General features: G+C 65.0%; 14 protein-coding genes. 5 read left to right on the top strand and 9 right to left on the bottom strand.

Annotated features, from left to right (window positions below):
• Positions 1-18: 18 nt before the first annotated feature.
• The 3 genes from ACODSK_RS25285 to araD1 all read right to left on the bottom strand — a co-directional run bounded on the left by ACODSK_RS25285 (position 19) and on the right by araD1 (position 3995).
• On the bottom strand, positions 19-1572 hold the full coding sequence (locus ACODSK_RS25285) for a UxaA family hydrolase (protein ID WP_489019829.1): 1554 nt from the start codon (positions 1570-1572) through the stop codon (positions 19-21).
• Between the two features lie 28 nt (positions 1573-1600).
• Positions 1601-2920, bottom strand: coding sequence for an MFS transporter (locus ACODSK_RS25280; RefSeq protein WP_489019828.1), 1320 nt, complete (start codon positions 2918-2920; stop codon positions 1601-1603).
• A gap of 76 nt (positions 2921-2996) precedes the next feature.
• Positions 2997-3995 carry an AraD1 family protein gene (gene araD1 / locus ACODSK_RS25275; protein WP_489019827.1) on the bottom strand — a complete coding sequence of 333 codons (999 nt, stop codon included), beginning with the start codon at positions 3993-3995 and terminating at the stop codon, positions 2997-2999.
• A gap of 123 nt (positions 3996-4118) precedes the next feature.
• Here araD1 and ACODSK_RS25270 point away from each other — a divergent pair, with 123 nt between their 5' ends.
• The 3 genes from ACODSK_RS25270 to yghU all read left to right on the top strand — a co-directional run bounded on the left by ACODSK_RS25270 (position 4119) and on the right by yghU (position 6640).
• Positions 4119-5051, top strand: a complete 933-nt coding sequence (locus tag ACODSK_RS25270) for a LysR family transcriptional regulator (protein WP_489019826.1) — start codon at positions 4119-4121, stop codon at positions 5049-5051.
• A 178-nt stretch (positions 5052-5229) separates the two neighbouring features.
• Positions 5230-5769 (top strand): methylated-DNA--[protein]-cysteine S-methyltransferase, encoded by a 540-nt coding sequence (locus ACODSK_RS25265; protein ID WP_489019825.1) that lies wholly within the window; start codon positions 5230-5232, stop codon positions 5767-5769.
• A 31-nt stretch (positions 5770-5800) separates the two neighbouring features.
• Positions 5801-6640, top strand: coding sequence for a glutathione-dependent disulfide-bond oxidoreductase (gene yghU, locus ACODSK_RS25260; protein WP_489019824.1), 840 nt, complete (start codon positions 5801-5803; stop codon positions 6638-6640).
• Between the two features lie 114 nt (positions 6641-6754).
• On the opposite strand, the gene hpaC is transcribed toward yghU, so the two are convergent.
• The 6 genes from hpaC to ACODSK_RS25230 form a co-directional block, all read right to left on the bottom strand.
• On the bottom strand, positions 6755-7258 hold the full coding sequence (hpaC, locus tag ACODSK_RS25255; RefSeq protein WP_489019823.1) for a 4-hydroxyphenylacetate 3-monooxygenase, reductase component: 504 nt from the start codon (positions 7256-7258) through the stop codon (positions 6755-6757).
• Positions 7255-8820 (bottom strand): 4-hydroxyphenylacetate 3-monooxygenase, oxygenase component, encoded by a 1566-nt coding sequence (hpaB, locus tag ACODSK_RS25250; protein ID WP_489019822.1) that lies wholly within the window; start codon positions 8818-8820, stop codon positions 7255-7257. Before hpaB ends, hpaC begins: the two co-directional genes overlap by 4 nt.
• A 540-nt stretch (positions 8821-9360) precedes the next feature.
• The gene (locus ACODSK_RS25245; protein ID WP_489019821.1) at positions 9361-9597 is read right to left on the bottom strand and encodes a hypothetical protein; all 237 of its coding nucleotides are present in this window, start codon (positions 9595-9597) and stop codon (positions 9361-9363) included.
• Positions 9598-9950: 353 nt separating this feature from the next.
• Positions 9951-10859 (bottom strand): 4-hydroxyphenylacetate catabolism regulatory protein HpaA, encoded by a 909-nt coding sequence (hpaA, locus tag ACODSK_RS25240; protein ID WP_489019820.1) that lies wholly within the window; start codon positions 10857-10859, stop codon positions 9951-9953.
• A gap of 264 nt (positions 10860-11123) precedes the next feature.
• Positions 11124-11792, bottom strand: coding sequence for an RraA family protein (locus tag ACODSK_RS25235; protein ID WP_489019819.1), 669 nt, complete (start codon positions 11790-11792; stop codon positions 11124-11126).
• Positions 11789-12457 carry an RraA family protein gene (locus tag ACODSK_RS25230; RefSeq protein ID WP_489019818.1) on the bottom strand — a complete coding sequence of 223 codons (669 nt, stop codon included), beginning with the start codon at positions 12455-12457 and terminating at the stop codon, positions 11789-11791. Before ACODSK_RS25230 ends, ACODSK_RS25235 begins: the two co-directional genes overlap by 4 nt.
• Before the next feature lie 107 nt (positions 12458-12564).
• On the opposite strand from ACODSK_RS25230, the gene ACODSK_RS25225 reads away from it, so the two are divergent.
• The gene (locus ACODSK_RS25225) at positions 12565-13461 is read left to right on the top strand and encodes a LysR family transcriptional regulator (RefSeq protein WP_489019817.1); all 897 of its coding nucleotides are present in this window, start codon (positions 12565-12567) and stop codon (positions 13459-13461) included.
• Between the two features lie 91 nt (positions 13462-13552).
• Positions 13553-14386 (top strand): alpha/beta fold hydrolase, encoded by an 834-nt coding sequence (locus ACODSK_RS25220; protein ID WP_489019816.1) that lies wholly within the window; start codon positions 13553-13555, stop codon positions 14384-14386.
• Positions 14387-14527 lie beyond the last annotated feature (141 nt).

The raw sequence follows: 14527 nt of genomic DNA, 5'->3' as shown, positions 1-14527 counted from the left end.
AATCGCTGGAACGGAAAGTCAGGTAATGGCGCCGATCTGCCACGGCACGAACTCGTTCTGCCCGTAGCCGTGTTGCTCGCTCTTGCTGCGCTGGCCCGAGGCGATCGCCAGCATCAGCCGGTAGATGTGTTCGCCGCGCTCCTCGATGGTCATGCTGCCGTCGGCGATGCCGCCGCAGTTGACGTCCATGTCTTCCTCCTGGGTTTCCCACAGGCGGGTATTGGTCGCCAGCTTGATCGACGGTGACGGTGCGCAGCCGTAGGCTGAGCCGCGGCCGGTGGTGAAGGCGATCAGGTTGGCGCCGCCGGCGACCTGGCCGGTGGCCGAGATCGGGTCGTAGCCGGGGGTGTCCATGAACACCAGACCGTAGGCGCGCACCGGTTCGGCGTACTCGTAGACATCCACCAGGTCGCTGGAACCGGCCTTGGCCACGGCACCGAGGGATTTTTCCAGGATGGTGGTCAGGCCCCCGGCCTTGTTGCCGGCCGAAGGGTTGTTGTTCAGCTCGGCGCCCATGCGTTGGCAGTAGGCTTCCCACCAGTGGATGCGGGCGATGAGTTTTTCGCCCACCGCCTGGCTTACCGCGCGGCGGGTCAGCAGGTGCTCGGCCCCATAGATTTCTGGGGTTTCCGAGAGGATCGCGGTGCCGCCGGCGGCGACCAGGCGGTCCACCGCGTTGCCCAGCGCCGGGTTGGCGGTGATGCCGGAATAGCCATCGGAGCCACCGCACTGCAGGCCGACGGTGAGGTGGCGCACGCTGACCGGCTCGCGCTGCACCTCGTTGGCCTCGGCCAGCAGGGATTTGACCTGGGCGATACCGCTGGCGATGGTCTTCGAGGTGCCGCCGGTGCCCTGGATGGTGAAGGTGCGCAGGGTATTGCAGCTTTCCAGGCCCTGGGCGGCGAGCAGGTCGGGGATCTGGTTGGTTTCGCAGCCGAGGCCGATCATCAGCACCGAGTGGAAGTTGGCGTGCACCGCGTAGCCGCCAAGGGTGCGCTGGAGCATGGCCAGCGCCTCGCCGCCCGGGTCTACCGCGCAGCCGACGCCGTGGGTCAGGGCGACCACGCCATCCACGTTGGGATAGGCGGCCAGGGCTTCGGGGTGGATATCCCGGCGGAAATGGTCGGCGATCGCCCGGGCCACAGTGGCCGAGCAGTTCACCGAGGTGAGGATGCCGATGTAGTTGCGCGTGGCGACCCGGCCATCGCTGCGCACGATGCCCATGAAGGTATCTTCCACGGGCGCCTTGACGCCCTTGGCATCGACGCCGAAGGCGTAGTCGCGACTGAAGTCGCCCATGACCAGGTTATGCACGTGGACATGCTGGCCGGCACCGATGGCCTGGCTGGCGAAGCCGATGATCTGCCCGTAGCGGCGCAGCGGTTCGCCTGCGGCGATGTCGCGGGCGGCGACCTTGTGCCCGGCCGGGATCGGCTCGCGCACCAGGATGTCCTCCGGCAGTTGCAGGCCTTCGGTCAGGGGCTGGCGGGCGATCAGCACGTCGTCCAGCGGATTGAGTCGGATCACGGCGAGGGCAGCGTTTTCACTGCCGGTTTTTGTAATCAGTTGCATCACGGTTACCTCAAGAATCAGTGTGGGCTCAGGCCAGCCCACGCTCGCGATAGTCGATCAGGCCGGAGAACAGCATCAGGCCGAAGGCCATGACCACGAAGAAGATCAGGGCCAGGAAGTACGAGCCGGTGAACTGCACGATCAGGCCGATCAGGATCGGCACGATGACCCCGACCATGTTGCCGCAGAAGTTCATGCTGCCACCCAGCACGCCGGCCTTGGATTTGCCGCCGAGGATCGCCGGCAGGCACCAGTACATGCCGCACCAGCGGATGAAGAACAGGGCGACGCAGAGCAGGCCGATGACCAGGGCGGCATCGCTGGTGTAGGCCACCAGCAGGATGCACAGGGCGGCGACCGCTGCGGAGCCGGCGAACATGCTGCGCATCACGGTGTTGGCCTGGCCGCCGTTGGTCCGCCATTTGTCGGCGATCCAGCCGCCGACCAGCTCGCCGACGAAGCCGCACATGAAGATCAGGAAGGTCGCCCCGCCCATGGCCTTGATGTCGAGATTGTGGGCCTGGTGCAGGTAGCTCGGCATCCAGGTCAGCAGGCCGTAGAACACGCTGTTGTAGCAGGCGTAGCCGGCGAACATGCACAGCACCGAGCGGCTTTTCAGCAGTTCCTTGAGCACCGCCTTGCGGTTGCCGTTGGACTTGCTCGCGGCGTCGTTGGCCTGGGTGATGTAGTCCAGCTCGGCCTTGTTCACCAGCGGGTGTTCGCTCGGATGGTTGCGGATGTACCACCAGGCCCAGATACCGACCACCACGGTGCCGACACCGGCGATGACAAAGGCGATGCGCCAGGAGTCGAACCAGGTGATCAGCCCGGCGATGATGATCGCGCCGAAGGCGGTGCCCAGCGGCGCGCCGCCGTCCACCAGGGTGGCGCCGCGGCCGCGTTCGTTGGGGGTCAGCCAGGCGCCGTTGAGCTTGGCCCCGGCGGGCATGATCGGCGACTCGGCAACGCCCAGGCCGATGCGGGTGACCAGCAGGGTGATCCAGTTATGGGCAAAGCCGCCAAGGGCCTGGAAGGCACCCCAGCCGACGGTGGCGACGCCGACGATATTGCGCACCTGGAAGCGGTCCAGGAGCATGCCGCTGGGAATCTGCATCAGCGCGTAGGACCAGAAGAAGGCACTGAGGATCAGGCCTTCCAGAGCCGGGGTCAGTTCGAACTCGGCGGAAATCAGCGGCAGGGCCACCGACAGCGAGGCGCGGTCGATGTAGTTGATCGCCGCCAGCAACAGCAGGATCAGGAAGATGCGCCAGCGCACGTTGCTCGGACGGGCGCCATCGGCGGCGGCGAAGGCGGGCGAGGAGGCCGCCGGGTAAGGGCTGTTCTTCATGCTCATCTCACTCTTATGTTTGTTATGAAATGTCGGGGTGGCGCCTCCCTGCGCCTGATTCATTCATGGGGCCGTTTCACAGCGGCTTGACGGCTCCCGGTGGCAGCGGCGTGGCGGCGCGGGACACGCTGTTGCGCAGCGGTTCGCCGAACTCGGCCAGGCTGATCTCGAACACATCTCCCTCGACGGTCTTCACCTGGTCGGCGAAGGACAGGGTGGCGGTGCCGAAGAAGTGGATATGCACATCGCCTGGGCGGAGGAACTGCGGGTACTTGAAGTGGTGGTACTCAAGGTTCTCCAGGGAGTGGCACATATTGTCCTCGCCGCTGAGGAAGGGTTTTTCCCAGAGTACCTGGTCGCCGCGGCGGATCCGGCTGGTGCCTTCGAGGTGGCGCGGCAGTTCGCCCACTCGCAGTTCCGGGCCGTAGGCGCAGTTGCGCAGCTTGGAATGGGCCAGGTACAGGTAGCTGCGGCGCTCCATCACATGGTCGGAAAACTCGTTGCCGATGGCGAAGCCCAGACGATATGGCTGGCCATCATCGCCGATCACGTAGAGGCCGGCCAGTTCCGGCTCTTCGCCGGCGTCCTCGGCGAAGGCCGGGCTCTGGAAGGCCTGGCCGGGGCGGACCACGCAGGAGCCGTCGCCCTTGTAGAACCACTCCGGCTGGGCGCCGACGCTGCCGGCGGCAGGGCGACCACCCTCGATGCCCCACTGGAACATGCGCGCGGTATCGGTCAGGGCGGCGGCGTCGTCGAGCTTCTGCTGGTGCATCTTGTCGCGGGTCGAGGCGCTGCCCAGGTGGGTCAGGCCGGTGCCGCTGATCAGGCAGTGGGCCGGGTCTTCATGGTCCAGCGGCGGCAGCACGCGGCATTCGGCCAGGGCCAGGGAATAACTTTCGGTAACGTCGTCCAGGCCGCGGGCCAGGGTCTCGGCGGCCAGGCTGCGCTGGTTGCGGATCGCCGCCAGGGCCAGTTCGCGCATATGGGTGGTGTTGCGCACCGGCTGGATCAGGTCGCCCTCGACCACGCCGACGTGGCGCTGGGCGGTTGCGGTTTCGAATTGGATCAGGCGCATGCGGGGCTTCCTGTTGTTCTTGTGGGGTGTTCTTGTGGAGGATCGATGGAGCCACTTTAAATTTCCCGGTCGATGCTGCCTAATGACAGCTATTGACCCCGCGATAACTTTTAGTGATCCCCTATGCTGCCACCTCTAAGCTCCATGGCCTCGCGCCTGCGCATGCGGCAACTGCGCCTGCTGATCTGCCTCGACGAGCTGGGTTCGATCCACAAGGCTGCCGAGGCCATGTCGATCACCCAGCCGGGGGCGACCAAGGCCCTCAACGAAATCGAATCGACCCTCGGCGCGGTGCTGTTCGAGCGCACCAGCAAGGGCCTGGAAGCCAATGACCTGGGGCGCTGCGTGGTGCGTTACGCGCGGCTGATCAGCACCGACCTGGCCCATCTGCGCGAGGAGATGCTCGGCATTCTCCAGGGCCACGGCGGGCGTCTGGCGGTCGGCACCATCATGGGTGCGGTGCCGATGCTGGTGGATGGCCTGGCGCGGCTGCGCGAAGAGCAGCCGGACCTGTCGGTGACCGTGGTCGAGGACACCAGCGACCGCCTGCTCAGCCTGCTCGACCAGGGCCGCCTCGACGTGGTGATCTGCCGCACCAGCGTCAGCCGCCGACCGGACGCCTACGACAGCCGGGTCAAGCACCAGGAGCAGCTGGTGCTGGTGGCCAATCCGGCCCATGCCCTGGCTGGCAGCGAGCACCTGGAGCTGGCCGGGTTGGCGGACTCGCGCTGGGTGGTGTTCCCGGTCAACATGCCGATGCGCCTGACCCTGGAGCGCGAGTTTCGTGAGGCGGGACTGAGCTTTCCGCAATACCCGATCGAGACCTCGTCGACCTTCACCACGCTCTCTTTGTTACGCCAGGACCCAGGCCTGCTGGCGGTGATGCCCTGGGACGTGGCCCGGGTCGCGGTGGAGCACGGCATGCTGGTGCGCTTGCCGCTGCAACTGGCGTCGCGCAGCGAGCCGTACGAGGTGGTGACGCGGCGTGGTGTGGAACTGAGCGGGCCGGGGCGGGTGCTGGTGGATATTCTCATGGAGGATCGGGATGGATGGTGACCCCGATGGCCTCATCGCTGGCAACGCCAGCTCCCACAGGGTCAGCGGTGCACGCGGTCCCTGTGGGAGCTGGCGTTGCCAGCGATGAGGCCATGGAAGTCACAACAGCTTATAAGCCTGGCTTGAGCTTCCATTCCCGCTCATGGTAAAGACTTCCCCCCGTACCCAGGATCACCCCATGTTCTATTCCACCACCTGCCAGTCCCCCGTCGGCACCCTGCACCTGGCCGCGACCGAGGACAGCCTGCTGGGCCTGTGGATGGCCGGGCAGAAGTACTTCGGCGCCAGCGCCCCGGGGCCGCTGGAGGTCAACGACGACCTGCCATTCTTCAATCACGCCAGGCTCTGGCTCGAACACTATTTCGCCGGCAGCCAACCGGACATCGCCGACCTGCCCATGGCCCCCATCGGCAGTGCCTTCCGCCACGCGGTGTGGAAACACCTCTGCGAGATCCCCTACGGCGAAACCACCACCTACGGCGAGATCGCCAAGGCCGTGGCGCGCAGCAGCGGCCTGCCGAGCATGTCCAGCCAGGCGGTGGGCGGAGCGGTGGGGCACAACCCGATTTCCATCGTCATCCCCTGCCACCGGGTCATCGGCCGTGACGGCAGCCTGACCGGCTACGCTGGCGGGATCGACAAGAAGATCCATCTGCTGGAGCACGAAGGCGCGCTGTCGTCGCTGTTCTATACGCCGACCCGCGGCACCGCGCTCTGAACGAAACCAATCCACCGAGGAGGGCTTTCCCGTGTCAGACACACCCTATACCCCACCCAAGGTCTGGACCTGGGACAAGGCCAGCGGCGGCGAGTTCGCCAATATCAACCGGCCGATCGCTGGCGCCACCCACGAGCGTGAACTGCCCCACGGTCATCACCCGTTGCAGCTTTACTCCCTGGCCACGCCCAACGGCGCCAAGGTCGGGATCATGCTCGAGGAGTTGCTCGCCGCCGGGTTCAAGGACGCCGAATACGATGCCTGGCTGATCCGCATCGGCGAGGGCGAGCAGTTCGGCAGTGGCTTCGTCGAGCTCAACCCCAACTCGAAGATCCCCGCGCTGCTGGACACCCGGTCCACGCCGCCCGTGCGGCTGTTCGAGTCCGGTTCGATCCTGCTGTACCTGGCCGATTCCTTTGGCGCCTTCATTCCCAAGGATCCGGCCAAGCGCGCCGAATGCCTGAACTGGCTGTTCTGGCAGATGGGTGGGGCCGGTTTCGTCGGTGGTGGCTTCGGGCATTTCTTCGCCTATGCGCCGGAGAAGTTCGAGTACCCGATCAACCGCTACACCATGGAGGTCAAGCGCCTGCTCGACGTGCTCGACCGGCAATTGGCGCAGCACCGGTATGTCGCTGGTGACGAATACAGCATCGCCGATATGGCCTGCTGGCCGTGGTTCGGCGAGATGCTGCGCAACAAGGTGTATGGCGCCGCCGAGTTCCTCGATGCCGCCAGCTACACCCATGTGTTGCGCTGGGCCGACGAGATCGCCGAGCGTCCGGCGGTCAAGCGCGGGCAGCGGGTCAACAAGACTTGGGGCGAGGAAGCGGAGCAGTTGCCGGAGCGGCATGCGGCGAGTGATTTCGACTGAAAGTATCGTGGTTGTGACTTCCAGGGCCTCATCGCTGGCAAGCCAGCTCCCACAGGGTTCTGCGGCGATCACAAACCCTGTGGGAGCCGGCTTGCCGGCGATGAGGCCCGAGTGTCAGATCACCGCACTCGGCCGCACCAACGGATGAAATGCCCGGCTGAAATACACCAGTCCGTCACCGCTGCCACGTACCTGAATATCCTCCAGTTCCACCAGCATCACCGAGTGGGTTCCCACCTCCTGCACCTGGCTGACCCGGCCTTCAAGACTGGCCAGGGCATCGGCCAGCCTCGGTTGCACGGCCTCGTGCAGTTGCCAGTCGTGCAGGCCGAAGCGCTGCTCCATGGTCACCTGGGTGATCCCGGCGAAATGCCGGGCCACCTCTTCGTGCTCGCTGGCGAGGATGTTGACGCAGAGCCGGCCGTTGGCCTTGATCACCGCATTCAAGGCGCTGTTGCGGTTGACGCAGACCAGCAAGGTTGGTGGCGTGTCGGTCACCGAGCACACCGCCGTGGCGGTAATGCCGCAGCGCCCTGCCGGTCCGAAGCTGGTGATCACGCTGACGGCGGCGGACAGGTGCGCCATGGCCTCGCGAAAGGCCTGTTGTTGGCTGTTCATTGGCGGATGCGCTCCAGAGCATTGATATCGTCCGGGTTGTGCAGGTGCGGCACGGTCCAGCCGTTTTCGTCGTAATCGGAGAGGCACTGCTCCACCAGCCCCTGCATGCCGGCCATGGCGCCGCTGGCACGGGCGTAGGCGAGGGTTTGCAGGCGGATATCGTCCTGGTTGCCGGCGTAGTTGATCTCGTACAGCTCGTGACGGCCGCCGAACTCGCTGCCGATGGCGTCCCACAGCAGCTTGAGGATCTTCACCCGCTGGCGGTGGTCCATGCCGCCGGAGCCGCGGCAGTAGGTGGCGAGGTACTTGTCCAGCTCCGGGTTGGCGAAGTCGCGCACGCCGCTGGGCAGGTAGATCAGGCCGCTGGCCACGGTCTGCTCGATGATCTTCTTGATCGCCGGGTAGGCGGTCGGCGCCATCACCCGATAGACCTGCTGCGCCTGGTTGCTCGGCAGCAGTGCCGGGATGCTCCAGCTGTCCTGACGTTCCGGGGCGCCGCACATGGCGTCGGTCAGCGACCAGAACAGGTTGCGCCAGGCCACCACCTCGCCGACCTGCGCCGACACCCCGCGAAACTCCAGGGAGCCGGTGCACTCCAGAGCCTTGGTCAGCAGCCCGGCAATGAAGTCCAGCTTCACCGCCAGCCGCGTGCAGCCTTGCATCGGGTACAGCCGGCCAAAGCCGCCAGCCCCGGCGAAGCGTCGGCAGCGGTCGTAGTCGCGGTAGACCAGCACGTTCTCCCAGGGCACGAAGACATCGTCGAGGATCAGGATCGCGTCGTTCTCGTCGAAACGGCTGGACAGCGGGTAATCGAACGGCGAGCCGGTCAGCCCGGCCTGCAACTCGTAGGAGGGGCGGCAGATCAGTTTCAGGCCGGGGCTGTTCATCGGTGCGAGGAACATCAGGGCGAAGTCCGGATCGTCGCCCATCACCTGGGCCGAGCCGAAGCCGATGAAGTTGTAATGGGTCAGGGCGGAGTTGGTCGCCACCACCTTGGCGCCCTTGACGATGATCCCGCCCTCGACCTCGCGCACCGCGCGGATGAACACGTCCTTGACCTCGTCGCTGGGTTTGTCGCGGTCGATGGGCGGGTTGACGATGGCGTGGTTGAGGTACAGGCACGACTCCTGGATGCGCTGGTACCAGGCCCGGGCGTTATCGGCGTATTCGCCATAGAACTCCGGGTTGGCGCCAAGCACGCTACCGAAGGCTGCCTTGTAGTCCGGGGTGCGGCCCATCCAGCCGTAGGACAGCCGAGCCCAGGCAGCGATGGCATCGCGCTGCTCGCGCAACTCCTCGGCACTGGTGGCGATGCGGAAGAACTTGTGGGTATAGCCGCCGTTGCCGGTATCGGTCGGCCAGCACAGCTGCTCGTGGTGCTCCGGGTCGTGCAGGGCATCGTAGAGACGGGCGATGGATGCGGCGGAATTGCGGAACGCCGGGTGGGTGGTGACGTCCTTGACCCGGTCGCCATAGATGTAGATTTCGCGATCGTCGCGCAGGCTTTCAAGGTACTCGGTGCCGGTGAACGGACGCGCCTCGCGAGGCAGGGCAGTGTGCATGCTGGTCTCCGCTAGTTGTAGTTATGGGAAGCCGGTTGGGCTGCGGAGGATGATGCGGGGGAGCTGGGGTGGGTTGAATGGAGGTTAGGGTGGGAAATTTGTATTTTTCGCAGGGTGTGGTGTGAGCTTCACGAAGTGCATGTCGAAGCTTTTCTGGCGCTCTCAAGATCGAGCGCCGTCCACACGGCGCTTCGCGAGCAAGCTCGCTCCCACGTTGGTTGCAACGTACCTATGCCTGTAAGGCCATGGTTGTTCGCCTTGTTTGTACGACGCAGTATCGCGTCGAGCTTAAAAGCCGCCCCACGATAGATCGCCAGGCATCAAAGGCAAGCGACCCAAAAGGCACAGGCCATGGCGCGTTGCAACAGACGTGGGAGCGAGCTTGCTCGCGAAGCGCCGTGTGGACGGCGCTCGATCTGAAGAGCACCGCAAGAATCAAGTTGGGACTCACGAAGGACAGCAAGGCAACCCCGATCCTGTCATCCCGTCTTGTTCACGGGGTTTCCTTGCAGTCCTTCGCAGCTATTCGGCTCGCGCTGGCTAGACCACCACCTCCAGCGTTGCCACCGACACTTTCAACAACGCTTTGGTGATTTTCATCTGCAAAACAGCATCGTGAATCAACCAGCGCTGCTTGGTGGGCGCATCCTCCGCAGCCTCATTGGCATTGTTGATGGCCCTTTCCAGGTGCTGCTGTGCAAGCTGCAAGGCATTTTCGTGGGAGAGGCCTGCGCGAATGCACAGGTCTGAGGGTGGATCCGGGACTATTTTTTTCATGGGCAATCTCTACGTCGTGGTTGGGATTGCCAGCACGCTGCTGTCAAACAGGTGGGTGGCAACTGTGCGCGGGTTGACAGACCAGGGACGTAGATAACCCGGCGCACCCGAAGGTGCCCACACGCACAGCTGCCATAACGGACAACCGGCGATCCACGTATTTGGCAGGCCTGTCAAAGCCCTTTGCGGTCGATTTGGCGACGACCGACGCAGACTAGGCAGCATTTCCATGGAGCGCAATGGCCGGTAAGGCGGGGCGAGTATGCTTGGGAATTTGCCTACAAGAAAGTCGGATGGCGGGGAAGTTTCGTACCCATTTACGACTGATCCTGGAGGGACGAACAGGCCAGCAGTCATTCAATCGTGGCTTTGTTTGATCCCTCGTTCCGATACTCCCGCGGACTCATCCCCACCTGCTGGCTGAAGAACCGCGAGAAATACCCCGGATCCTTGAACCCCAGCTCATAACCGATCTCGTTGATCGACAACCCGCTGTGCAGCAGCAGGCGCCGTGCTTCCTGGGCCAGGCGCTCCCAGACCACGCGCTTGGCCGACATCTGCGCGATGCGCCGGCAGACCAGATTGAGGCGGGCGCTGGTGAGGCCGAGCAGTTCGGCGTAGTGGGGGATCGGCCAGTGCTGGCGGTAGTGCTGTTCCACCAGCAGGTTGAAACGGTGGAACAGCAGCAGGTCGGGACGGTTCACCTGCCAGTCGGGCTGGGCATTGCCGCTCAGGCGCAGCAAGGTCACCAGGATCAGACGCACCAGGGCCTGGAGGTTGAGCTCGCGGCCGGGCAAGTCGGCAAGGAATTCCCGTTGCAGCAAGTGGAACAACTGGTCGATCTGCCCGGCTTCGGCGACCAGTGCCTGCGGCAGGTCGGCAAGGCTGACGCACAGGGGCATTTCCAGGCGCGGATCGGGAGCGCGCTTGCCATCGCTGAACATCTGCCAGACCCAGGGCTGGCGCAAGGTGATCACATGACCCTCGCAGTCGGCATCGGTGACGAAGGCATGGGGGATGCCCGGCGGGGTGAAGAACAGCATCGGGCCTTGCAGGCGGTAGGGCGTGTCGTCGAGGTAGACGTGGACCTGACCGCGGGTCATGTAGTGGATCTGGAAAAACCGGTCATGCCGGTGCACCGCCACATTGCGCCCGAACACCGCGCTGAGGTGGCCGTGGGCGTCGTAGTGCAGGTCGGCATCGGCGTAGCGCTGGTCGTAGTCGCGGCCGAGGTCGAGGATCGGGATCGGGGTGCTGGTCATGGTCTTGTTATCGGGGCAGCGGTCGGTGTTTCTAGCCGAGCAGGTGGGCGCTGTCAAACGCCCGGCCTCATCGCTGGCTTGCCAGCGATGAGCATGGGTATCTACACATCTCGAGTAAAGGTCGACGCGGTCCATCGCAGCTGAAGCAGCTCCTGGACCGCGTCGCATGGTTGGTTTGGGTAAACCGGAAGATGTGTAGATACCCTTGCAGCGATGAGGCCGGCCGCCCCCCCATCTAGCCGGCGGGCAAGGTCTGAGACGTGGTCACTGGCCGCTCCTCTTTTGCAGGTCGTGATAGCCCAGCGCGGCGCGGGCCTGGCGCAGGGTCTTGCCCTGGCTGATCTGCACTCGGATATCGGCTTCCACCGCCTCGATGCGCCGCGCCGCCTCGGCAACCTCCCGGGCTCGCTCGCGGGGTACCACCAGCACACCGTTGGCATCGGCGACGACGATATCGCCGGGGCAGACCCGCGCACCGCCAATCGACACCGGCTGGTTCAGCGCTTGCACCTGCACCCTGTCCTTGCCGGTGCGCATGTAGCGGCCCCTGCTGAAGATCGGATAGCCGTCACCAAGGGCCTTCGCCACATCACGGCATACCCCGTCGATCACCGTCGCAGCGATGCCGTGCTGGCCGGCGTACTGGGTCATGATGTCGCCCCACACCGTGCAGTCGCGGCGCCCGTCGTTGGCGATCACCACCACCGCGCCTGGGGCGACATCATCGATAAAGTCGCCGACCGTGCCCGGTGGGGTGCTGGCGCTGACGTACTGCACGGTAAAGGCCGGGCCCACCACCACGCCCGGATAGTCGGCCAGGGGCATGATGCCCAGGCACTGGCCGGGCAGGCCGAGCTTGTCCAGGGCGTCGGAAACGCCCGGGGTGTCGAGGCCGGCGAACAGCTCGACGAGATCTTGATCGGTAAGGCTCATCGTTGCGTCTCCAGGTTGATGGCTGCGAACTGGCTGTCGTGCATCACTTCGGCGACCGAGCGCCCGCCGCGTACGGCCTCGACCATCCCGGCCTGGCGCAGGGCGATACGTTCGCCGAGATCGAGCACCTGTTCGATGAGCGCCTGGGCGATAAACACCGTGCCGCAGTTGTCGGCGAGCACGTAGTCGCCTTCGTTGACGGTGACCCCGGCCACGTCGATGGCGCAGGCGGCATCCACCTGGATCACCCGGTTGCGTGCGCTGATCATGGTCACGCCGCGGCCGTAGACCGGATAGCCGATGGCGGCACTGCCGTCGATATCGCGGCTGCAGCCATCGATCACCGTGCCGCGCACGCCTTTGGCCACGGCGGCGTTGGCGAGGATGTCGCCCCAGCAGGAAACCCCTTCCAGGCCACCGGCGATCACCAGCACGCGGTCGTCGCTGGCGATGCTTTCCAGCACCGGGGTGATCAGGTGCACGGTGGGCGCGGCGTCGGTCTTGGCGGCGAGCTGCACGGTACTGGCGCGGCCGACCAGGGCCGCGCAGGGCCACAGCGGGCGCAGGCCGAAGGTGGCACCGGCCAGGCCGAGAAAGTCGAGGGCGTCGGAGACGGTGTTGCTGTCCAGCGCCGCCAGGCGTTGGAGAACGCGGTCCTGGCTCATGGGAGAACCTCATTTGGCTTGGGGAGGCCCAAAGTGTCGGGGCTTGCATTCGATAGGTACATTCCTTATCAAGGATGTTTCCCATACGAAAAACCTATGGAAATGCCATGATCAATTTCCGCCTGATCCGTCACCTCTGGCTGTTTCTTGCCGTTGCCGAGGAGCAGAATTTCGGCCGCGCCGCCAAGCGCCTGGGCATGACCCAGCCACCCCTTACCGAGCAGATCCAGATTCTCGAGCAGGCGCTCAAGGTCAAGCTGTTCGAGCGCTCGCGACGCGGCGCACGATTGACCCCGACAGGTGCGGCGATCCTGCCGGCGGTGCGCAAGTTCGCCGATCAGCTGGAGCGCCTGGAACTGGCGGTGGAGGAGGCGCTGAGCGGGCACCAGGGCATGCTGACCATCGGCGCGATTTCCTCGGCGATGTTCGATGTGCTGCCCGGCGCCCTGGAGCGCTTCAAGCAGGACTACCCGCAGGTCACGGTATCGGTGCGCGAGATCGACAGCGTCGAGGCTGTACCGGCGCTGGAGTCCGGCGATATCGATGTGGCCTTCGCCCGTCTCGATGGCGACCTGGGCCCGGCCATCCAGTGGCTGCCACTGACTCAGGAGCGGCTGATGGTGGCCCTGCCGGCCGACCATCCGTTGGCGACGCGCACCCGGATCAGTCTGGCGAGCCTGGCCAGCGAGCCGCTGGTGATGTTCGCGCGCAAGGTCAGCCCGCTGTATTTCGACAACCTGGTCGCCACCTGCCGGGCCAATGGTTTCTCCCCACGGGTGCTGCATGAGGTGCGCTCGGTGGCTTCGCAGATTGCCTTTGTCAGTTGCGGCCAGGGCATTGCCCTGGTTCCGGCGGCGATGAAGAAACTGGCCCCGGCCAATGTGGTGCTGCGGGCGCTGACGCAGAAGGTCAGCGTGGTCACCACGACCCTGGCCTGGAACAGTGCGCGGGCCAATCCCCTGGCGGAGGCGCTGGTGGCGCAGTTGTGTGACGGCGCATCATAGGTTTGCCCTATGAAAACCATCCTTCGAGCGGAATTTACAGATCAGCCAGCCCGGCTCAAAGTGTCGACCCGACCCGCCGAGGAACCTGCGCATGTCCGTCTCCCGAACCTTCCATCACGCCTTGATCTCCCAGGAGATCGACGGTATCGCGTTACAGGTCGCCACCTCGTATCGCGAGGGCGAGGGGGCGCCGATCCTGTTCCTGCATGGCTTTGGCTCGACCAAGGAGGACTATGTCGGCCTGACCCGGCAAGCGGCGTTCGACGGTCGCGGCTTTATCGCGTTTGACGCGCCGGGGTGCGGCGAAAGTCAGTGCAGCGATCTGTCGCGTGTTTCGATCCCGCTGCTGCTGGAGACGGCGCTGAAGGTACTCGAACACTTTGGCGTCGAACGCTTTCACCTGGTCGGTCACTCCATGGGCGGCCTGACCGCCTTGCTCCTGGCCCACCGCTGTCCGCAACGGGTACTGAGCTTCGTCGATATCGAGGGCAATATCGCGCCCGAGGACTGCTTTCTCAGCCGGCAGATCGTCGACTACCCGGCGGAGGGCGCCCAGGCCTTCTTCACTGCCTTCATCGAGCGCACCCGGCATGGCTGTGACCCGGCCAGCGCGCTGTATACCGCCAGCCTGCCGTACAAGGTGCGTGCCGGTGCGGTGCGGGGCATCTTCAGCTCGATGGTCGAGCTCTCCGACCATGGCAGCTTGATGGACAAGTTCCTTGGCCTGGCCTGTCCGCGAATGTTCATGTACGGCGAGCAGAACAGTCACCTGTCCTACCTGGCCGATATCCAGGCCCGGGGCGTCGAACTGGCGAGCATCCCCGGTTGCGGGCATTTCCCCATGTATTCCAACCCGATCGAGATGTGGCGGCGTATCGCCGGTTTCCATCAGCGGCATGCTGCGCTACTGTGCCCGCCGGATTGATGTTGTGACTGCTGGCCTCATCGTCGGCAACGCCGACTCCCACAGGGTTCCGGGCCACTCATGGTATTTGTGATCGACGCGGTCCTTGTGGGAGCTGGCGTTGCCAGCGATGCGGCCCGCCAGAACAACACAGTCCAGCAA

Source organism: Pseudomonas sp. FG98 (assembly GCF_057808595.1).
Note: the sequence above shows the minus strand (reverse complement) of the source record. Positions and strands in the feature narration are given on the sequence as shown.